This window comes from Pseudanabaena sp. PCC 9330, from assembly GCF_055795045.1.
In genome coordinates, this window is the sequence record NZ_JAYFES010000107.1 from 156,316 (window position 1) to 176,496 (window position 20,181).

The 20,181-nt window shown below is 58.2% G+C and carries 14 protein-coding genes and 1 pseudogene; 6 read left to right on the forward strand and 9 right to left on the reverse strand.

Translation table 11 applies throughout. From position 1 onward, the window contains the following. Nucleotides 1-96: 96 nt before the first annotated feature. The 3 genes and pseudogenes from ppk1 to AC0QKW_RS14555 all read right to left on the reverse strand — a co-directional run bounded on the left by ppk1 (nt 97) and on the right by AC0QKW_RS14555 (nt 4,306). A pseudogene (ppk1, locus tag AC0QKW_RS14545) lies at nt 97-2,258 on the reverse strand (polyphosphate kinase 1). Then, the gene (locus AC0QKW_RS14550) at nt 2,259-2,486 is read right to left on the reverse strand and encodes a hypothetical protein (RefSeq protein WP_473151796.1); all 228 of its coding nucleotides are present in this window, start codon (nt 2,484-2,486) and stop codon (nt 2,259-2,261) included. A 161-nt stretch (nt 2,487-2,647) separates the two neighbouring features. Further along, nucleotides 2,648-4,306: a mechanosensitive ion channel gene (locus AC0QKW_RS14555; protein WP_473151797.1), complete on the reverse strand. Its 1,659-nt coding sequence runs from the start codon at nt 4,304-4,306 to the stop codon at nt 2,648-2,650. Between the two features lie 222 nt (nt 4,307-4,528). Between AC0QKW_RS14555 and AC0QKW_RS14560 the strand changes: the two genes are divergently transcribed. Continuing rightward, entirely contained in the window at nt 4,529-4,993 is a 465-nt protein-coding gene (locus AC0QKW_RS14560) for an SRPBCC family protein (RefSeq protein WP_473151798.1), read from the forward strand. A gap of 32 nt (nt 4,994-5,025) precedes the next feature. Here the strand turns inward: AC0QKW_RS14560 and AC0QKW_RS14565 are convergent, their stop codons facing one another. The 3 genes from AC0QKW_RS14565 to queF all read right to left on the reverse strand — a co-directional run bounded on the left by AC0QKW_RS14565 (nt 5,026) and on the right by queF (nt 9,307). Then, the gene (locus tag AC0QKW_RS14565) at nt 5,026-5,934 is read right to left on the reverse strand and encodes an alpha/beta fold hydrolase (RefSeq protein WP_473151799.1); all 909 of its coding nucleotides are present in this window, start codon (nt 5,932-5,934) and stop codon (nt 5,026-5,028) included. A 112-nt stretch (nt 5,935-6,046) separates the two neighbouring features. Continuing rightward, nucleotides 6,047-8,521, reverse strand: a complete 2,475-nt coding sequence (locus AC0QKW_RS14570) for a hypothetical protein (protein ID WP_473151800.1) — start codon at nt 8,519-8,521, stop codon at nt 6,047-6,049. Between the two features lie 354 nt (nt 8,522-8,875). Then, nucleotides 8,876-9,307, reverse strand: a complete 432-nt coding sequence (gene queF / locus AC0QKW_RS14575) for a preQ(1) synthase (RefSeq protein ID WP_473151801.1) — start codon at nt 9,305-9,307, stop codon at nt 8,876-8,878. A gap of 351 nt (nt 9,308-9,658) precedes the next feature. Here queF and AC0QKW_RS14580 point away from each other — a divergent pair, with 351 nt between their 5' ends. Next, the gene (locus AC0QKW_RS14580; protein WP_473151802.1) at nt 9,659-10,165 is read left to right on the forward strand and encodes a hypothetical protein; all 507 of its coding nucleotides are present in this window, start codon (nt 9,659-9,661) and stop codon (nt 10,163-10,165) included. Between the two features lie 119 nt (nt 10,166-10,284). On the opposite strand, the gene AC0QKW_RS14585 is transcribed toward AC0QKW_RS14580, so the two are convergent. Further along, nucleotides 10,285-11,544 carry a CCA tRNA nucleotidyltransferase gene (locus tag AC0QKW_RS14585; RefSeq protein ID WP_473151803.1) on the reverse strand — a complete coding sequence of 420 codons (1,260 nt, stop codon included), beginning with the start codon at nt 11,542-11,544 and terminating at the stop codon, nt 10,285-10,287. 317 nt (nt 11,545-11,861) lie between these two features. Here AC0QKW_RS14585 and AC0QKW_RS14590 point away from each other — a divergent pair, with 317 nt between their 5' ends. The 3 genes from AC0QKW_RS14590 (at nt 11,862) to AC0QKW_RS14600 (ending at nt 14,764) form a co-directional block, all read left to right on the forward strand. Then, nucleotides 11,862-12,110 (forward strand): Ycf34 family protein, encoded by a 249-nt coding sequence (locus AC0QKW_RS14590; RefSeq protein WP_473151804.1) that lies wholly within the window; start codon nt 11,862-11,864, stop codon nt 12,108-12,110. Between the two features lie 197 nt (nt 12,111-12,307). Then, nucleotides 12,308-14,176 carry a protein kinase domain-containing protein gene (locus tag AC0QKW_RS14595; RefSeq protein ID WP_473151805.1) on the forward strand — a complete coding sequence of 623 codons (1,869 nt, stop codon included), beginning with the start codon at nt 12,308-12,310 and terminating at the stop codon, nt 14,174-14,176. Between the two features lie 333 nt (nt 14,177-14,509). After that, nucleotides 14,510-14,764: a ribbon-helix-helix domain-containing protein gene (locus AC0QKW_RS14600; RefSeq protein ID WP_473151806.1), complete on the forward strand. Its 255-nt coding sequence runs from the start codon at nt 14,510-14,512 to the stop codon at nt 14,762-14,764. 90 nt (nt 14,765-14,854) lie between these two features. On the opposite strand, the gene AC0QKW_RS14605 is transcribed toward AC0QKW_RS14600, so the two are convergent. Then, complete coding sequence (locus tag AC0QKW_RS14605) at nt 14,855-16,345, reverse strand: MBOAT family O-acyltransferase (RefSeq protein WP_473151807.1); 1,491 nt, start codon at nt 16,343-16,345, stop codon at nt 14,855-14,857. After that, nucleotides 16,342-19,485 (reverse strand): DUF1574 domain-containing protein, encoded by a 3,144-nt coding sequence (locus AC0QKW_RS14610; protein ID WP_473151808.1) that lies wholly within the window; start codon nt 19,483-19,485, stop codon nt 16,342-16,344. Before AC0QKW_RS14610 ends, AC0QKW_RS14605 begins: the two co-directional genes overlap by 4 nt. Nucleotides 19,486-19,887: 402 nt before the next feature. On the opposite strand from AC0QKW_RS14610, the gene AC0QKW_RS14615 reads away from it, so the two are divergent. Continuing rightward, nucleotides 19,888-20,133 carry a hypothetical protein gene (locus AC0QKW_RS14615; RefSeq protein WP_473151809.1) on the forward strand — a complete coding sequence of 82 codons (246 nt, stop codon included), beginning with the start codon at nt 19,888-19,890 and terminating at the stop codon, nt 20,131-20,133. Nucleotides 20,134-20,181 lie beyond the last annotated feature (48 nt).

The following is a 20,181-nucleotide window of genomic DNA, read 5'->3' on the forward strand; positions in this document are numbered from 1 at the left end:
CCAGATGCAGTGCCAGTAGCTTCACCAAGTGACTCTGCCCCAGTCTACCGCCTGGACTGCATAGCAGCTACATAGCTTTAGTTTTGAGTTCGTGTCCTAAGGCCTCTGTCTAGCCCGCTCCATCAGCAGTTCTTGGGCGCTGCTGTTGGGTTCACCCGGTCGGGGGCGGCGCTGGCGGTAGCTGCCGTCGGCGGCCATATCCCAAGCCTGGCGATTATCTTGCAGACACAGATCGAGAATGGTCTTGATCTCGTTGCGGCTGTGGACATCGACAATGGGCACCATCACCTCGACCCGGCGATCGAGATTGCGCGGCATCCAGTCGGCGCTACCCAGCAAAAATACCTCCTGTCCACCGTGCTGAAAATACAGGATGCGGGAGTGTTCTAGAAAACGCCCCACAATGCTGATGACTCGAATGTTGTCGCTAATGCCAGCCAGCCCCGGCCGTAGGCAGCAGATCCCCCGCACAATCAGGTCGATCTCTACCCCTGCCTGGGAGGCCTGGTAAAGGGTGGTGATCAGGTCAGGGTCAACCAGAGAGTTCATTTTGGCGATAATGCGCCCGCCCTTGCCTTTTTTCTGAAAAGCCATCTCCTGATTGATCAAGCTGGTCAGACGCTGGCGCAGGGTGAGGGGGGCCACTAAAATCTGGCGATAAACCTGCTGGCGCGAGTAGCCAGTCAGGTAGTTAAACAGGTCTGAGATATCGGCACCCACGTCTTCCCTGGCGCTGAGCAGACCCAGATCAGTGTAGACGCGGGCTGTTTTGGGATTGTAGTTGCCGGTACCAATGTGGTAGTAGCGACGAATGCGATCGCCCTCTCGCCGCACCACGAGCACCACCTTGGTGTGAGTCTTTAGACCCATCAGGCCGTAAACCACGTGCACCCCTGACTGCTCTAGCTTGCGGGCCCAGTTAATGTTGTTTTCTTCGTCAAAGCGGGCCTTGATCTCTACTAGCACAGTCACCTGCTTACCGTTCTCCGCCGCTGAGATCAGCGCATTCACAATGGGAGAGTCGCCGGAGGTGCGGTACAGAGTCATTTTGATCGCCAGCACCTGGGGGTCGTGGGCCGCCTGGGTGATGAAACGCTGCACCGTAGCCGTAAAGGAATGGTAAGGGTGGTGCAGTAGCTGTTCCTGACGTCGCAGCAGAGAAAACAGATCATCGGCAGCTTCTAAATCTAGGTCGTCGTCGTCTACCTCCGGCGGGCTGAGGCTTTCGAGGGCAGGGGGAATGGTGGGCGTCCAGCTTGGCACCTTAAGATCGGCCAGAGGCAAAGCCATGAAGGTCATCAGGTCGCTGAGGCCCAGTAGCCCGTCAACGTCGTAGATATCGGTGTCGGCTAGCCCCAGTTCTTCCATCAGCATGGCCCGCACCGGGGCAGGGGTATCGCGCTGAATTTCCATTCGCACCGCTGAGCCGCCGCGCCGTCGCTTGCGCAGCTCCTGCTCAATGGCCAGCATCAGGTCGTCGGCCTCGTCTTCTTCGACCGCAAGATCGGCGTTGCGAGTAATGCGAAAGCTGTAATGTTCCTGCACCACCATGCCGGGAAATAGGGCTGACAGGTTGGCGGCAATCACCTGCTCTAGGGGCACCCCCAGCCAGCGACAGGGTTGATCGCCCAGGGCATCCTTGGGCGCAATGGGCAACGTGATAAACCGAGGCAGCACCCGGGGCACTTTGACTCGGGCAAAGTGGGTTTGATCGGTTTGGGGGTCTTGCACCACCACCGCCAGATTTAAGCTCAGATTAGAGATGTAGGGAAAGGGGTGCCCGGGGTCTACCGCCAGGGGAGTGAGCACCGGAAAGACTTGCTCTTCAAAGTAGTCACGGCAGTGGGTGTGCTGAGCCGAGGTCAGGCTCGCGTAGTCGAGTAGGCGTATTCCCCGCCGCGCCATCTGCTGCCGCAGATCACCGGTGAATGACCGGTGCTGCTGCTCGACCATGGGGCGCAGAGTCGTGCTGATGGCGCTGAGGTGTTCTTCTGGGGTCAACCATCGGGAGAGAGGCGAGTCACCTGGGCTTCAATTTGCTGCTTTAGGGCCGCCACTCGCACCATGAAATATTCGTCCAGGTTGGCGCTAAAAATCGCCAAAAACTTTAGCGCCTCCAGCAAAGGGGTGCGCTCGTCGAGGGCTTCGTGCAGCACCCGCCGATTAAACTCTAGCCAGCTCAGCTCGCGGCTAAGGTAGTACTGAGGGGCGCTGAGATCGAGCGATGTTTCACCACTCCGTCGCTCCACAGTAGCCATTTAGCTCATCTCCCCTGGCAGATTTTCGGTGCTAAACACAGCGGCTAGCTGACCCTGCCACCATTGGCCTAGGTTGATCAAGGCTTGGTGCAGTTTGGTCGGGCAGGTCTCGGGGGCGAGGGTGGCCCGCTGATCTTGCAGTTGTTGGAGCTGCCACTGTATCAGCAGCCAGGGCTTGGAGAGGCCGTTGGTGGCGTCTATATATTGAGCCCAGTCTTTGCTTGCCATGGGGTCTCCAGTGGTAGATCGCGATCGCCCCAGTAGGGCACTGCTGCTTGGCCTATTGTTAAGTCTGAGTTAACAATACTAGCGCGACTCCCCCAGGTGCGACCAGGTGCGACATCACCGGCCCCGATAGTTAAAACTCCAGGGCCGACAGACGTGCCCTCTTAGCGCTGCTTGAAGGTGGCTAGCCAATCTCTCAGCTGGTCGGCGGCCACATCGCGCCCACCCAGACCAAAGGCGATCGCGATCGCGACGGCGATCGCCCCCAGCAGCAGCCCAAAGGCCAAGTTGACAATATCAGGCGCTACCCCCATCTGCTGCAGGGCCATGGCCCCCACAAAGATCAAGATCGCAATCCGTGCCGCCTGGGCCAGCACCTTAGCCTGGCCAGTACCCATGGCAGTGATCAGGCGAAAGGCCAGGTTGGCCAGGTAGAGCCCCACCGCAAACACGACTACCCCGCTCAGCACCCTTGCCCCCACCCGCAAAATAGCCCGCACAATGTCGGTGAGACCTGGGAAGTTAAGGATTTCGGTGGCGGTCACCGCCCCAAACAGCACGATCGCCACCAGGGTGACAATGCCCACCAGCTCTGAAGGAGTGCGGCTCGGTGCCTGCACCAAAGCCATGGGCCGCCCCTCGGCATCGAGCCCTGAGGTTGCCGAGGTGGCGGCACCCAGGTTGAGGTCAGGCAATCCTAAAATGCCCATGATGTTGTCAAACCCAGCCCCCCGCAGCAGGCTGGTGACGAGATCAGCCACAAAGCGCCCCACTGCGTAGGCTGCCGCGATCACGACCCCAGCCATAATCACCTGGGGAATGGCCGTCAATACCCGCTCTAGCATTAGGATAGCGGGGGCCGAAATGGCGTCTATATTGAGCTCATTGAGCGCCGCTACCACCGCCGGTATCAGCACCAGCACGTAGGCCACAGTACCGGCTAAGCTCGACAGAGAAAACCCGCCCGGAGTGACACCAGGCCCAGTAGAGCCCAAGCCCAGGCGGCTGCCCAGGCGATCGGTACCAGCGGCCAGCAGCAGATTGGTCACGACTCCCCGCACAATGCGGGCGATCACCCAACCAATGGCCAGCACAATACCCGCCGTCACAATGCGAGGAATAGCCTGGAGAAAGGAGTTGATTAACTCTTCGACCGGGGCCAGCAGCCCTGGCAACTGCAGGGCACTCAAAATGAGCGGAATAAACAGCAGCAGAATGAACCAGTACAGCACATTGCCGATGGTCTCGTTGAGCACCACCGGGGTGCTGCTCTGATCTAGCCCCGTCTGCTGACTGAGGCGCTCATCGAGGTTAAATCGCCCCAGACCGTTGATGACTAGCGATCGCACCAGAGTAGCTGCCAGCCAGGCCAGCCCCAGCAGCAGCAGCGCCCCACCAATCCGGGGGAGGTAGAGAAAGATCTGGTCTAAAAAATTGTTTAGCGGCGCCGACACCCCGGCCAGGTTAAGGGCATTGAGCGACGCCACAATGGCAAAGAGAAAGATGACCCAATACACCAGGGCCGACACCCACTTCTCAACCGGAATCACCTGCTCAGACTGCTGGCCCCCAGACCAGTTGGCAATGCGGTTGTCTAAGTTGACCTGGCGCAGCAGATTGCGCACCCCTAGGGCCACCACCGTAGCGACAATCCAGCCCAGCAGCAGCAGCGCGATCGCCCAGATCAGGCTGGGTATAAACTGCCCTAGCTGGCCCGAGGCCTCTTGGGCAAAGCGACTCGGGCCAGTCACTGAGTTGGCCGGCGGAGCGTCGACCCTGGGCACCTGAGCGATTAGCCTTGGCAAATAGAAAATATCAATCATGATCTTAGCCGTTGACAGCACCGTGCATAGGGACGGCGGTAGCAATCTCGACTATAGGGCTTGGATAAGCCTAGCTAAACCACCCTAGGCAGGCCAGCAAAAAAGCCTGAACTATTGACCTAAAAGCGAGACTGCCCAAATTTGGCATGGCCCAAATTCGGTAGGATAGGAATAGATAAATGACACCTATACACGGGTCGATTCTCCCAGGAGACTGCCAGGATGTCTACCCGCCAGGTCATCAAACACAGCATTGTGATCAACGCCAGCGCTACCGACGTAGAGCGTTGTCTTACTCGCCAAGATCTCATGCACCGCTGGCTCAACCCAGTTCTACGCTGCGAACCCATCGGCGATTGGAACACTGACTTAGGCGGCAAAAGCCGATTCTTCATTCAGCTGCCCCTGTGGCAGCCCACTCTAATCAGCACCGTAGTCGAACGAGAGCAAGGCCTCATCGTCTGGGCCTTTGAGGGGTTCTTTAAAGGGCAAGACCGCTGGGAATGTTGCCCCGACCCCGCTGGCACCCGCCTGATCAACCAATTTGAGTTTGAGATTCCTAACCCAATGGTGAAAGCTGGATTTGACTGGTTCGCTGCCAGTTGGACAGAGCGCGACATGGCAGCGCAGCTGCGCCGACTCAAGCAGGTGGCAGAAACCGCCATGCCACAGGTTGATAACCTCTAAAGAGCTAATTTAGCGGCCGCTCTAGCCTCGGGCTAGTCTTTGGGCAGAGTAGCCAACCAGTCTGTCAGCAACGGGTTGACGACTTCGGGGCGCTCGTCGTGGGGGCAGTGGCCGGTGTTGGCAATGCTGTGGAAGGTGACCTGGCCAGGACGGGCCGCCTCGGTAGCCAGCTTGCGGTAAATCTCGGCTCCTTTGATTGGCGTCCAGGGGTCGTTTTCGCCCCAGAGCACCAGCAGGGGCTGAGAGATATGGGGCAGCAGGTCGTCGGGCTTTGGCCCCGGCGGCGCGGTGACAATAGCGGCAAATACTTTCTGCGCCGTGGGCTTGCAGGCCGGAGTATAGATCATTTCGATCAGCTCGTCGGTGACAGCGGCGGGGTCGCGGTAAACCTGCTTGAGCGAGCTGCGGATACGGCCTTTGCGGCGCACCTGGTTAAATACTAGCGGCCCCACCCTGGGAGAGCTGACGAGCCAGGTAAAGGCTCCCATTATCCAGGTCAGCGGCGGATACAGTTCTTCGGGACGGTGGTTGAGGCCCCCGGCGCAGTTGAGTACGGCCCCAGCCCTGGCTTTGTCAGGGTGGTTGGCCAGCATCATTAGCGTTAGCAGGCCACCGATGGAGTTGCCCACGTAGACAGCGGGGGTGTGGATAAACTCGGCCCAGAAGTCGGCCAGTAGATCTTGCCAGAGGTCGAGGCTATAGGACAGCTCGGGCTGATCTGAATCGCCAAAGCCCAGCAGGTCGATCGCATAGACCCGGTGCCCTGCCGCCGCTAGGGTTGGAATATTTTTGCACCAGTGGCCCAGGGAAGCGCCAAAGCCGTGGATCAGCACGATGGGACTGCCCTCACCAGTAACGGTGTAGGCAATCTCATGGCCCCGCCAAATCCATAGGTGCTTCTTAATTGACGCCAGCGATAGGGGAACCAGTTCAGCGACCATGACAGACAATGTTACGAGATGTGACTAAACCTATGATAGAGCTCATCTGAGTTCAAGAGTGGAGGTTGGCCCGTTAGAGACCTCTACTCTTGGACTTGATATCACCGCTGTCCTAAGTCGAGGGCTTTTCTTCGATGCCCAAGATGCTTTGCACATAGCAGTTCTCCGACAGCAGCACCTGAATCTGCTTTTGTTGACAGATACTTGAGAGCACCTGGGTGGCGGCGATGCGCTTGCGCTGGGGCTCTGTCAGGCTGGGGCAGTGGGTCGCTAGGGCCTCTAGAGCCTGGGTATAAAACTCTTGGTATGACTCAAACAGTTCTTGCTGGCTGAGCTCCCCTAAAAACCCCTCAAACCCCAGCGCTGCTATGCCGTAGATGGTCAGTCTAGAAAAAGTGGCATCGGGTCGGGTGGGGCGCTCTGAGCGATCGGTGTAGAAGTAGCCGCCGTGGGTGTCGATCTTGCCCGAGAAGTAGTCTTTGGTGAGAAAAACGTAGTCCCGAAACCCCAGCGCTTTTTTCTGGGTGGCGTGGCTGAGCAGCCCCACCGGTTGGTTGGTTGGCCCCGGTTCAATGTAGTCGGTGCAGTCAAAGAAACTGAAAAGTTCGCCCATGGGGGTTTCGTTGGGGGCGAGGGCAACACTGCCTTGGCGTCGAGAGAGCGCCGTTTTCTCCCGAATGTAGAGATAGTCTAGGGGGAACCGCCACAGAAGCGCTATTCTGTCTTCAATCTGCTGTATTTCAGGGTTTTCAAGCTGATTGCCATCTTTCATCGGCTGAAGTCGGACAAACTCTCCTCCCTGGTATCTGACTAGGTCATTGTCTCGCACCAGTTGCAGAGGCTCATGCACCTCTGAGGGCAGGCCATTTTTAAGCTCGTAGAGCTGCCCCGCTTCTACCCTAAACACCTTGCCAGATAGATCTTGAATAACTTGCCCGTGCTTCAAAACCTCAACTTGATCATTTTGAATTCTGCCAACACGCCGATACTCTAGCTTGATAAACTGGCCGTTTTTGAGAATAAATAGGTCATCTTGGTCAGCCCGATGTTGAATTCGGGCCAGGTTATTGTCCTGCACCTCGACCATCGACCAGCTCAGTTGCTGGTTGTACACTTTAGCCTGGAGGCTGACAATTTGGCCCTCGGGCAAGCGGACAATTTGACCTTCTAACAGGCTGTCCAGATCGCCCTCCTGGGGCCAAACAAGTTCTCTATCGTCTAGGCCAATGAGGGGCTGACCCTGGAGATTGGCCGGTTGCCCATCTTTGACAATGGCCAGGCGAGCCCCCAATAGTGAACCAAAGGCACCTTCTGCCTTGCTGCTCCCACCACCTTGCACCTTGACCAGGAGTCCGTTGGGCAACCGGGCAATAATGCCGTAGTCGTCAAAGATTTCTCGGTCGTCTTTGCCCTTTTCGGGGGGGGAACTTCTGACGATAACGTTGCCTAGGCGATAGCCACCATCTTGGGTTCGGGTGGGAAAGCTAAAGTAGTTGGCAGCGGTGGAAGCTAGGCGCAAAGCCATGTCCCCTTCGTTGCTAAAGAGGTAGGCCTCTTCAAAGCGCCGCAGTGACGATTTGAGAAAATTGGCCCGGCCAGAAATAATGGTCTCTGCCGGAATATCGGGCGAGACCAACACCAGCCGACCCAGGCAAAACACGTTGCCAATTTTACCGGACGGGTCTTTGTTGGGGTTAGCTGCGTCTAGGGTCCCAATGGAGTCGCCATCAAACACGTCGGAGAGAATGCGTACGGCGTTGGTAACCACAAACCCCCCCATGCTGTGACCAATGAAAGACAGCTTAATCCGGCGGTGGTTGTAGGTCGCTCTGGGGGAATCGCCCTGGGTATCAGGTCGGTCTGCAATGACGCCAGCATCGATTTGTCGTAGGAGCTCAACCAGGTCTGGCACACCATAGTAGTTGGCGCGGTAGTTGTCTCGAAAATAGCCGACCAGGCGCAGCACGAGTACCGTAAAAATAGGGGCGGTGGCAATTAAGGCCAGAATTAAAGTGGCAGAACCAAGGATCAAGGCGATCGCCGCCCCTGGCAGATCTAAAAAGATAGTCACAATGCCAATCACTGCCGCCAAAACCCCGGCCCAGATGCCCCAGTTACCCACTTTCCAGGCTTTGCCCAAGATGACGGGCAGTACGATTTTACTGGCTTTCCATTTGGCTTTGAGCGCTTCCAACGGGTGCCTGGGTAGATCGGTATCAGCGCGATCGCTAGAAATAATCTGTTCTGAGGGCCAGCGATAGCCAATTAATACAAATCCGGCGGGCAAACTTTTGAAGTTTTTTTCGAGATGCTGACGAATGTCTTCAAACCAGTCTCTAACGCCCGAAAGACTGGTGTTATAGCCGTGGATGACAATCAGAACTTCGGCATTCGCAGGGTGCTGTTTGAGATGATCTGTAATTTCTTTAATGTAGAAATTAGGCTCTCTAGGAATTTTTTGGGTGGCGGGGTCTAGAATTTCGAGGGCGGCGTCTTCGACATTGTAAGGGGCAGTGCTGACCACCATATAAGCGGGGAAGCTGCTGTCATGATTGAGCTTTTGAATGGAGAGTAAAGACGCACTCATGGTAACTACCCCTTAGATTAATCAGTCAGTGGTCATAGATAAAAAACGGTTTGTAGGGTGTGTTGTAGCGATGCTCAAAGAGCGACCTAGGTCAACGCTCAACACACTATCGGGCTCAGGTTAGTGCGTTACCCTGGCGCAATAGCGCATCCTACAAAAATTAAAGCCGCTTAATTAGTGAAATAGCGCATAGCCTAGGCCCTTGCTACAAATCTCACGCCATAACACCCCCATGGGGTAGCCACAGCCCTATGGGGCAGTGCTACTCACGACCCCATAGGGCTATCAGATTAGCACCAGCCGCGTTGTCTTGAATGATCACCCCAGGAGAAAACTGGCCAGAAACCTCAAAACTTAAAGAATGTTAGCTTTGTAGGGCTCAAAAGCATCGCAATCGCCCTTCTTCACCGTAATTACCGTCTTCACTCCACCTCGCCGGGTATAGTCACCAATCACTCGCAACCCCTGGGGTTGAAGCTCGTGCCACAGGCGATCGGCGATCGCATTGGCCACCATCTCATGGCTCACCCGCTGGTCGCGAAAACTATTGACATAGAGCTTAAACGCCTTCAGCTCCACCACCCACGGCCCTGGGCAATAGTCCACCACAATGGTGCCAAAGTCGGGGTAGCCCGATCGCGGGCACAGCGCCGTAAACTCCGGGTGCTCCAAGTGAATGGTGTAGACATTCTCCGACGGATTTGGCCACTTCTCCAGCGGATCTGTAGTGGCCTGGTGAATGGCGCGATCGCCGTATTGAGAAGGAGCAGCGGCAGCAGTGGTCATGGCTAAATGAAATATTAGTAAGTGGATGGATAAGAAGAACGCGAATGAGTGGGGGGAGGAGAGACCCTTCGGTAATGTAGCCTTTTTCAGAGTTGCTTAGCTCAAAACCTCGCAGGCGATCACGCCTAGATGCTCTGGCTCGACAAAAAGTTCCCCAAACGCGCCTTAACCAAAGTTATTCCTATTGCTTAACCAAAACTTCATACTTCTTGCTTAACACCTTTGGCCCCATTCCAGGCATCGTGCTAAGTTCACCAAACGTTGGCGGTAGTTTCTTGTAACACGACTGTAGTGCTACCCCAACCCATGGGAAAACACCCCATTTCTAAAGACGCTTTCAGGAGAAAAATCATGACCATTTACCGTAAGCTTGCCCTCGCTGCCGGTAGCCTGACCCTCGCTGGTATGGCCTTTGGCCTACCCGCCCAGGCCGAGATCACCAAAGTCGAGACCGTCTCCGAATCTGCTGCCGCCGAAACCGAAGCCGCCGCCCCCATGGTTGAGGTCGAAGCTGCTGACGCCGAGCTAGAGGCTGAAACCGAAGCCGCCGTAGAAGCAGCCACCCCCGACGTGGTGACCGAAGAAACCGCCGTAGAAGCCGAGGCCACCGTCGACGAAGGGACTCCCGAAGTCACCACTGAAGAAACCACCGAAGAGACAACCCCCGAAGCTGCTGCTGAGGAAGCCACCCCTGACGTGACCACCGAAGACACTACCCCCGAGACCATAGTTGAGGAATCCACCGACGCCGTCGATGGGGTTGAAGAAGAGCCTGCCGCTGACGTGACCACTGAAGAGGCCACCGAGATTCTTGAAGAAGCTCTCCAGCCTGCTACCGAAGCTAACCCCGGTAGCTAGTAGTCTGCGAAACCTAATCTCGTAGGCTGGGTGGCGCGTTAGCAGAACCCAACTAGACTCACCGCTGTTGGGTTCCGCTCTGCTGCACCCAGCCTACGGGCTCTAGCCGCAATCTACCCCTAGAGCTGCTGCTTGATCCAGTTCAGAGCCTCTTCGCGGCTGCCCACCAGCCCCTCGGCCTGGGCTAAGTGAACAGCCTCCAGCAGCTCGCCAATCTGAGGACCTGGTTTAAGGGCAAGCCCTTGCACCAGGTCTTTGCCTGTAATCAGAGGTTGAGGATGGGCCACGGGGTCATGGGGCGTGAGATAGCGCTCTACCAGAGGCAGTATCACCTCCTCAGGCAGGCCGTAGGCCAGGCTGAGCAGAGCAGCGCCTCCAAATCCAGCGCCGGCAACTTTAAACAGCTGGTACTGCTGACCACGAGGCAGCAAAGTAGCGCCCTGGTGCTGTTGCAGATATTGCCAGCCTTTGAGAATGCTCAACACTGCCTGCTGCTCGGCCCGGCTGTATTTGAGCCGGGCCAGGGTTGCCTCGGCGGCGGCCAGGTCAGCGGGGAGCAGCTGGCTGAGTTTAGTGGCCTTGAGCCAGCTGCGATGCAGGCCGGGGGTGGTCTGCTCTTTGACCCAGCTATGCAAAAGCTGCGAAAACTCGGGCCAGCGCTCGTGGTACTGGGCCGCCAGCTGATCGAGGGTGGCCAGCCGCTCTAGGTGAGAGCGATCGACCTCGGGCAGCCAGGCTTGCAGCAGGCCGTCTTCCCAGGCGAGGGCTAACAGGGCCGACCCCTCGGGATGGCTGAGCAGGCAGTCGAGCTCGCCGCGCACCCGCTCGGCGGCCATGCGCCCCAGGGCCGGAGCCAGACTGCGAATGATCTGCTGGGTAGCAGGGTCAAGGCTAAAGCCCAGCTGGGCCGCCTGGCGGTAGGCCCGCAGCAGGCGCAGGGGGTCATCTTCGAGGTTTTCGGCGGCGACCATGCAGAGAGTTTTGCGCTGCAGGTCGGCGTAGCCATCGAGGGGGTCGAGCAGGGTCTCGCTGTGGGGGCTGTAGGCGATCGCATTGATCGTAAAATCGCGCCGATGCAGGTCGGAGTAGATCGTTGGCCCCACCTGCTGGGCAAAGTCTACCGTGGCGTTAGGGAACACCACCCGGGCGATCTGGTGCTCGGGGTCGAGCACCACAAAACCAGCGCTGTAGTGCTGAGCAATGGACTGGGCGGTGGCGATCGCCCGCTCGGGCAGCACAAAGTCTAGATCTAAATAGTCGGCCTGACGGCGCAGCAGAGCATCTCTGACACTTCCCCCCACCAGGTAGGCTTGCTGTGGCAGTAGCGATACGCTAAAGGGCCAGGTTTTAGGCGAAAGCGCCGATTGTTCTGTAGCCACTGCAAGGGAGAGCGGTGATAGCGTTGGATTCAATGAACCCTCATTTCTTTCATTACAACAGGGTTTTTGCGTCTTGACACCCTGGCCCCGCAGAGAACAGCCGAAAACCCCCAGAAGTTTTACCAGAGGTTTTCATTTTGCAACATCTGGGCTGGGCCGCCCGGGACATTCAAAAAACTTGAGCTAGACTACCAGAAAACGCATCCCCAAAACCGCCAGCGCCCTATCCCTGAAGCATAACGGTCAATTGACCAAGGGCTGGCTAGACTGAAGATGACCGACTCTAGAACCTACCCTGTTCCTGCCGGGGGCCTGCTATGTGCATTTGTGTGAATTGTCACTACGTCGATCGCTGTACTACTTACCACGCGGTGGAAGAGCTGCACGGACAGCCCCACTTGACCGATGCGCCCAGCTTTGAGGCCGTTAACCCTACCGTCAATGCCAACCTCCGCATTATCGGCGACGTGGTTGAAAAGGAATTTGACGTGGTGGGCTGCGACAGTTTCGCCATGGAAATGGGCAAGTGGGCCAAGCTGCGTCCCGGCGAACTGGTGCCGACCTAGGGGTGTAGATGGGTGGATCGGTGACTAAGAATTTCTGAAGAATTCCACGCATTGGGTAGGGGCAAACGGCTGTTTGCCCTGCGCGACTGTAAGGTATCAGGTCAGTCGTCCCAGATCGTCTCTACGGTAGGGTGGGCACTGCCCACCGCCTAGAATCTACCCCATCGCAGTTTGTTAGATAGTGAATAGAGCCTCCCTTGACCACCCTTTGCGTCAATCCTGCCTGTCCCCAGCCCAAAAATGAGGAGATGGCGAGGGTCTGCACTGCCTGTGGCCAACCGTTGTGGATAGCCGATCGCTATCGCTGTCAGCAGTTCCTTGGCCAGGGTGGTTTTGGGCGCACGTTTCTGGCGGTGGATGAAAGGCGCAATCCCCCAGTCGTCTGCGTAGTCAAGCAGATGACCGTGGTGATAGGGAACGATCGCTCAGAGAGGGGCGATCGCTTTCACTGCGAAGCCGATCGCCTGGCTACCCTGGGTCAGCACCCCCAAATTCCTACCCTGCTAGATGTGGTGGATAATAGCCAGGGTCAGTTTTTGGTGCAAGACTACATCCCTGGCCCCAACCTCGATCAGCTGGTGCAGCAGTCCCCCCATCTAGGCGGCGAAGTCCTGGTGCAGCGGGTGCTCTACGAGCTGCTGCCGGTGCTGGCCTATATTCACGACCACCGCGTCATTCACCGCGATATCAAGCCCGCCAACATCATTGCGCCCCCGGCCCCCCAGCCCCTGGTGCTGGTCGATTTTGGGTCGGCGAAGGCGATCGTAGATTCTGAACAACTCAAGCAAACCGCCACGGTGATCGGTAGCGCAGGCTATGCCGCCCCTGAGCAAGCCCTGGGCAAGGCCGTCTACGCCAGCGACATTTTTAGCCTGGGGGTGACCTGTCTGCACCTGCTCACCGGGCTGCACCCCTTTGACCTGTACTCCGTCAGCGAAGACGCCTGGGTGTGGCGGCCCTACGTGACTGCCCCCATTAGCCCAGCCTTGGGCCGCGTGCTCGATCGCATGGTCAATCGCCGTCTGCCAGAGCGCTACAGCACCGCCCAAGCCGTTCTCGCCGACCTGCGATGGAGTGGGTTAGCCGTTGGCAGTAGTCCTAAACCGTCGTCCCTGGCATCGATCAAACCCTCGGGTTCGCCCCCCGCCTGGGAACAACGGTTTGCCCTCAGTCTGCCGGGAATTGTGGCCAACGGCCTGGCGATCAGCCCCAATGGGCGGGCGATCGCCACCGCCTGCTCCGACGGCACCGTGCGCCTGTGGGACTGCACCAACGGCGAACCTATCCACACGTTTAGTAAATCGTTGGGACTCTTTGGCCTCGGCCATCGCGGCTCTGTCAATGCCATCGTTTTTACCCCTGATGGTGCAGCTATTATCAGCGGTGGTGAAGATAATCAGCTGATTCAGTGGAATTTGGCTGACTACAGCGGCCAGCAACTGCCGCTCTCGGGTTGGCAGATTTCAGCGCTGACCATCAGCGCTAAAGACAATATCTTGGCGGTGGGCAGCGGGGATGGGCGCATTCACCTATGGTCTCTGGACACGGGCGATGCTCCAAAGGTGCTGGTGCATCACCAAGATCAGGTGATGGCCCTGGCAGTGGATGCGCCGGGGAATTTGCTGGTGAGCGGGGGGCGCGATCGCACCATTCGCCTCTGGTCACTGCCCTCGGGTAGACTCACCCGCACCCTCACGGCACCCAAGGCCCCCATCACCGCCGTCGCCTGCCATCCCCAAGATGGCCGCATTGTGAGCGGCAACGCAGACGGCCACGTACAGGTGTGGAGCGCCGAGAACCCCGATACAGGTTTGGTGATTCACAGGGCACCATGCGCCATTACAGCACTGGCGATCAGCCCCAATGGGGCCTGGTTGGCGATCGGCGTAGAAGATGGCATCCTGAGCCTGGTGAATTTGCAAGGTCTGGGACAAACCGCCACTCTTCGTCACGCTTGGGCTGTACGAGCCCTAGCCTTTACCCCCGACAGCCGCATGGTGGTCAGCACCAGTGCTGATGCAACCATCCGCTTCTGGTGCCGTGCATCTGCTGCCGTCAACGTATAAATCTTATTGCTATAGAGATCAGAAGTAATATAGCGGATCCTAGACGGGCGAGGTGCGATCAAAATAGAGGAAACGCGGAGCGACGCTACACTATCGCATTTCCGGTAGGAACTCATGTTTCTGCCAGTCTACTCGCCCAATTGCTCACCCATTGAGCCGTTCTACTCGAAGGTCAAGCATCGCTTGAATTCAGTTAGGACACGAACGTATCAAGCCTTAAAAGACGCGATTGCATTTGCCTATGCTCAAGTTACCTTGGAAGACATTCGGAACTGATTTGCAAATGACTGCTACCGTACCTCATCCGAATGAGAACCGCTATAGAGGTTTCCTATGAGTATCAGTCTCACCCCTGACCAAGAGCGTTTTGTTGAAACCAAGCTTCAGCCTGGCAAATATCGCTCTACTGAAGAAGTGTTAGAAATTGCCCTGCGATTACTAGACGAGTGCGATCGCTCTGAATTCGAATGGATCGAAAATATGCGGGCAAAAATTGATGTTGCGATCGAAGCCTCTGACTATACAACCCCAGTCGATGGTAAAACCTTTGTAAATGGCATTCTAGAGCGTTTTCGGCAGGCAAACTAGCCATGAGCCGTTATGTCATCAACGTTCTTGACAGCCAAAATCTCTAAGTTTTGCTTCGTAAATGAGGCGGCTCTTTGGCAAGTGATAGCCCTAAAAATCAAAATATATGTAGGGCAGTGTCTCTGCCGGGGCCAAGAGCCAGGCCAGCAGACTAAACAGCGGTACCAGCAACAGCTTCACTGGCCAGCTCAGCTCCAGCTTTAGGCCGCGCTTGACCAAGTAGGTACCCGCCATCAGCCCCACCACGCCCCACAGCAGCATCAGCAGTTGGGTAAAGGTAAAGCCCAGCGACTCTACATAGACCAGCTGGCTAAACTGGGCATCTGACGGCGTGCCCCACAGCCGTTGCAGGGCCAGGGTAAAGCGCTGAGGCTCGGGCAGGCGAAAGAAGATCCAGCTGAAGAACACCAGCCCCTGGGTGATCGCCCAGCCCAGCACAGTGCCCGGCAGAGAACCCCAAAAAGCTTTTACCCCTGGGCTGGCCTTGCCCCACGCCTGGGTCAGCCGGTGCACCACCAGGCCCGCCCCATGAATGGCCCCCCAGATCAAAAAGCCCCAGTTGTTGCCGTGCCAGATGCCCGCAATCAGCATGATCGTCATCAGGTTGAGGCAGGTGCGCACCAGCCCCTGCCGCGACCCACCGAGGGGAAAGTAAAGGTAGTTGCGCAGCCAGTCGCCCAAGGTCATATGCCAGCGCCGCCAAAAGTCGGCCAGACTGGTGGTGAAGTAGGGGGCGTCAAAATTTTGGGGCAGGTTAATACCCATTAGCAGAGCGCTGCCCCGGGCGATATTCACGTAGGCGCTAAAGTCGAGGTAGAGCTGTAGGCCGTAGGCAAAGGTGGCCAGCCAGATATCGGCGCTTCCCGCCCGCTCTAGGTTGTCAAAGCTGAGGTTGACCAAGATAGCAATATGGTCGGCAATCAGCAGCTTTTTAGCCGCTCCGTAGGCGATCAGCCAGAGACCTTCCACAGTGGTGCTGAGGCCCGGCGGCTTTTGCTGCTCAACCTGGTCAATGAAAGGGTGAAAGCGAGTGATTGGCCCCGAGATAAGCTTGGGAAAGTACAGCTTGTAGGCGGCAAAATCAGAAAAATTGAGGGCCGCTGGCGACCCCCTATACACATCCACCAAGTAGGCGATGCATTCAAACACAAAGAAGCTCAGCCCCAGGGGCATGACGATGCGGGTGAGGGTGTCGCCGTCGGTAGCGGCCATGCCCAGCTGCCCTAGGCCCAGGCTTTGCAGCACCCCTTCGGCGTACTTAAACCCGAGCAGCAGCAGCACGTTGATGCCAATGCCCAACCACAGCAGGCGGGTGCGGCGCTGGTTCCAGCCGCGCTCGGCCAGCTGCCAGCGGGGGTTGGGAATGCGCCAGTCAAGCGGAGTGGCCATGGCGTTGCCGATGAAAAAGGTCACCAGCAGCAGCGCCACCATTAGCAGCAAATACTGCACCTGAATGGAGGCGTAAAACACTAGGCTGGCCACCACGAGCAGCCATAGCCTCGCCTGGAGCGACTCCAGCGTCCAAAAGATACCGACGACGCTGAGCAAAAAGAGAGCGTAGACCAGGGAGGGCAGGGTCATGGGGCGGGAGGAGCGGCAGGGCGGGGCCAGGCAATCAGCGGATCTTGACCTAACTGGCTAGACACCTGGTAGGCACCGTAGCGGTTTAGGTGGCTGGGGTCAGAGAAATAGTCGTAGCGATCGGGCCAGAGTTGGGCAAAATCGCGAAAGAGAAAGCCTGCTTCGGTGGTGGAAAGCTGGAGCATGTGCTGCAAAAACTGGGCTTCGGCCTCCTGGCGAAACTCGTCGAGGTATTCGTCGGTGAGGGGGGTGTTGATGAAAACAATGGGGATGGACTGGGCCTGGGTAAAGCTGAGCAGATTGGTAAAGGCCTCAGACTGCTGCCCATCGAGACGAAAGTTGTCGTAATCGCCATCGTAGCGCCCAGACACTCGGGCGTAGTTTTGGTAGTAGGTGGCAGGGTTAAAGCGCACCGCCAAGGCTAAGAACCCATCAAAGTCAATGGCGCTACCGGCGGGCATGACGGCGTCAAGCTCTTCTTCGCTGAGGCTGGTAGAGCTGGGCGTGGCCGCCACGAGCTGTTGCTGAAACCAACCCTTGAGCCAATCGCGATCGCCATACACCGCAGAGATATTGCCCAGGCGATTGCTCATCCAGTCATCTATGGCGGCATAGCTATTGGGCAGCGACCCGGTGGGGTTGAGCACGCCCGTCGAGTCGTCACCCGTAGCGACCTCGATCGCCTCGGGCCGACGGCTGGCCACGTCGCGAAAGCCGGGGGAAGCGGCGATCGCATTGTAGGTGACATCGATGCGACCACTGTTAAAGGCCCGCGCTCCGTCAGCCCAGATGATCAGCTTGGGCAGCTGGTGGGGCTCTAGCACCTGGCGAATCACCAGATCGACCACCTGGGCGGTGGCACCGTTGATGCCAAAGTTAAACACGCTGATATTCTCGTAGCCCAGACCGGCCAGCTCCTTGCGCAGGGCCACGGGGTCGACTCCCCGCAGGGCGCGGGAGCTGCCGACAATCATCACGTCGGGGGGGCCAGACTGCTCCAGCTGCTGGTAGTAGAGGGCCAGCTTTTCGTTCATCTGGTCGCTGTTGAAGCTGGCAAAGGAGGCCCGATCGACCAAATCGTCGATCGCTACCATGGGCTGACTGGGGCTGGTAGCCAGGCTGCCGTCAGGCTCAGCACTGCTGATGAAGCCGCCGCCAACCTCTCCGGCAGCGCTTTGGGCGGTGGGCCAGTCTAGCTGTGCCAGATCGTCTTCAAAGGGGGTGGTGGCCGATCCATCGGGGCTCAGATTCTCGGGGGCGATCTCGACTGCCTCAGCCCTGCCCTGCTGACGCTGAGGGGCTGTGATCTGCCCCAGCAGCCAGTCGACCTGAAGGGCAACCAAAACCCCCACCGCCGCCCAAACAACGGCAATTTTGAGGCCGTCTGAGCGGCCCATCTCTAAGCCACTGTCGAGCGGCTCACCCAGACCGTCGGGGCTAGTGCTGATGAGTAGCTGCGATCGCAGCAATAGCCGCCGCCCCTGGGCGAGCAGATCTTGCACCCACTGCCCTAAGGCAATATCCTCGTCATCCTCGAACTCTAGATCGGCCTCTAGGGTGGCAGAGACTGGCCCATCGGGGCGCACCAGCAGCTCATTGACGTAGCTGTCGGAGGCGGTAAACTCGGGGGTCGCCTCGGGCACCAGGCGGCGGCGCTCTAAAAAGTCGTGGCCAAAGCTCCAGGCGGGCTGGGCCTGGCCCGATCGCCGACCGTAGATGCGTACCCCCTCGATGCCGACCGGGCTCAGATCGAGCAAATATTCGGTGATCGGCGGTGCCACCAGGCGGCGGCGGGGGGCCACCGGGCTATCGACCATGACGTGCAGCAGCCCGTCGCGCAGCAGCAGCTGCACCCGCTGCCCGCCAGTGGCCAAGCGGTCATCGAGGCTGGGGTTGAGCAGGCGGGTGAGCAAAAAGGCGATCGCTGGTAGGTCACCGGTTTGGCCCAAGTACTCGGGGCTGTCGGCCAGGGCGCTGTGCTCGGTGGCGGGCAGATCGAGGTAGTGTACCCAGGCTGGGGTGGCACTCGCCCCAGGCAAAGTCTGGGGCTGGCCGTAGATCACCGCCCGAGAAATGCCCTGGGGAGCTAGCTCAGCTAAGGGCTCACTGAGCGCCGCCAAGACCGCTTCCTTGGCCTCTAGGCTCTCAGTCTGTTGGGTGTCGTGGTCACCGCTCTGGGGCGAACAGATTAGGTGCAATGTGCCGTTGGACAGCTCTGTGGTCACCCCCATGTGCCAGCTAGCCACCGCCGCCGACAACAGCCGGGCGATCGCATCGGTATCGCCCCAGCGGCCCCACTCCCGCAGCATCTCCTCCGGCGGGGTGAGGTCAATGCGCAGACTCCAGTCGGGCTTGGTTTCGCCCCGCACCTGAAGCAGCAGCACCGCATCTTTGAACTGGGTCAGCTGTAGCTGTCGCAGCCGCTCCGCCGTCGGGCGAGCAATCAGCGACGGGTCGGGGCTGTAGGTGGCCTCACAGAGAATCCACAGGCGCGAAATGGTGGTGTCGCCGTCGGCCTCGGTGGCCGCGTTTTCGTCGTCAATGGCAACGGCCATGCGGTGCAGGTGAGCGGTGCCCGGTATGGCCTTGATGCTGACCCACACCCCGACATCGAGGCTGCTGAGAGTCTCGCTCAGGTACCAGGCGATCGCCTCAGGGTCACCCTTGCGGGCCAGACTCAGGTTTGAGAGCACCATGGCACCGCTGCCGCCCTCGCCCAGCTTAAACTCAGGCTGCCCCTGGGTGTACTGCTCCAGCAGCGACTGGGTGGCCTTGATGTCGGCCTCATCCTGATTTTCGAGCACCAGCTGGGCCAGGTGGCGCTCCAGCCGATTGAGATAGATGGGGGCCGTCCAGGCGGGGGTGGGGTTGCCGGTCTGGCGACTGTAGAGGTAAAGCTGGTAGACCTGGGGATAGTGCTGCCGCACCAGGGGCTCGCCGGTTTCCAGCAGCGATCGCACCAGTTTGAGCAGCACCGCCGACTGCTCTAGGGCCAGCTCTGTCTCACACAGTACGTGGAGAATATTGCCCCGCAGCTTAATGTGCAGCTCTGCCGTAGGCAAACCCATGGCATGCTTGAGCCAGCTCAGCACGGTAGCCGCTGGCGAATTGGAGCTAACGGTTGGGTGGGATAAGGACACAGGCATCGAGGGTCAGAGTAACAGCTCCGGCTGAGGCCACACTCCCAAGCAGTGAGACGCTGCCCGGCTAGGCAAAGTTGTCATGGGCGCGGTCGGTTTAATTTATACCAACTCCAGCGCCAATCAGCTGATTTCTTTTCAAGGAGTTTGCCAAAAACCCAAAAAGTAATGTACAGCCTCGGGGCATCGCCGCTCCCGGTGCTCTGAATAAGGCGCTCTGGCCAAGTAGAGAGCGACTTGTCTAATATATTAATGATCAATTTCGCCAATGGTAGACGATGGGGCGACGATGCCAGCCCTAATTGGCCCCAGCCAGAGACCGCCCCAGTAAAATCGCCGTATTTTGGCTCTCAGGCCTATCCACCTGGCCTTCTCGTTACAACCCTTAATCTACACAACTCTATGCCCTCAGCTCAGTCCCCAGCCTCTGCGTCACCCCTGCCGGCCTGGCCCGGTCACTCTACCGAACTGCTCATCGGGGTGCTAGTGCCACCAGTGCTGCTGGGCATTTTGGCTGGCCAGATGCTAGCCGACGGGCTGACCCAGATCGGTCTGGCCAGTGAGCAACTTTTTGCCGGTGAACGACTGCCCAATCTCAACCCAACCGTCCCACCGGTCGAGGGTGCCCTCTCTACTAGTGAAAGCTAGGGTTTTAGCGCGGACTGGTAGCACTGCCCTCCTGCGGTATTTAATTGG

Excerpts from the sequence above, each read along its gene's own strand:
- AC0QKW_RS14550 (WP_473151796.1), bottom strand. The coding sequence starts at position 2,486 with ATGGCAAGCAAAGACTGGGCTCAATATATAGACGCCACCAACGGCCTC.
- AC0QKW_RS14555 (WP_473151797.1), bottom strand. The coding sequence starts at position 4,306 with ATGATTGATATTTTCTATTTGCCAAGGCTAATCGCTCAGGTGCCCAGG.
- AC0QKW_RS14560 (WP_473151798.1), top strand. The coding sequence starts at position 4,529 with ATGTCTACCCGCCAGGTCATCAAACACAGCATTGTGATCAACGCCAGC.
- AC0QKW_RS14565 (WP_473151799.1), bottom strand. The coding sequence starts at position 5,934 with ATGGTCGCTGAACTGGTTCCCCTATCGCTGGCGTCAATTAAGAAGCAC.
- AC0QKW_RS14570 (WP_473151800.1), bottom strand. The coding sequence starts at position 8,521 with ATGAGTGCGTCTTTACTCTCCATTCAAAAGCTCAATCATGACAGCAGC.
- queF (WP_473151801.1), bottom strand. The coding sequence starts at position 9,307 with ATGACCACTGCTGCCGCTGCTCCTTCTCAATACGGCGATCGCGCCATT.
- AC0QKW_RS14580 (WP_473151802.1), top strand. The coding sequence starts at position 9,659 with ATGACCATTTACCGTAAGCTTGCCCTCGCTGCCGGTAGCCTGACCCTC.
- AC0QKW_RS14590 (WP_473151804.1), top strand. The coding sequence starts at position 11,862 with ATGTGCATTTGTGTGAATTGTCACTACGTCGATCGCTGTACTACTTAC.
- AC0QKW_RS14600 (WP_473151806.1), top strand. The coding sequence starts at position 14,510 with ATGAGTATCAGTCTCACCCCTGACCAAGAGCGTTTTGTTGAAACCAAG.
- AC0QKW_RS14605 (WP_473151807.1), bottom strand. The coding sequence starts at position 16,345 with ATGACCCTGCCCTCCCTGGTCTACGCTCTCTTTTTGCTCAGCGTCGTC.
- AC0QKW_RS14615 (WP_473151809.1), top strand. The coding sequence starts at position 19,888 with ATGCCCTCAGCTCAGTCCCCAGCCTCTGCGTCACCCCTGCCGGCCTGG.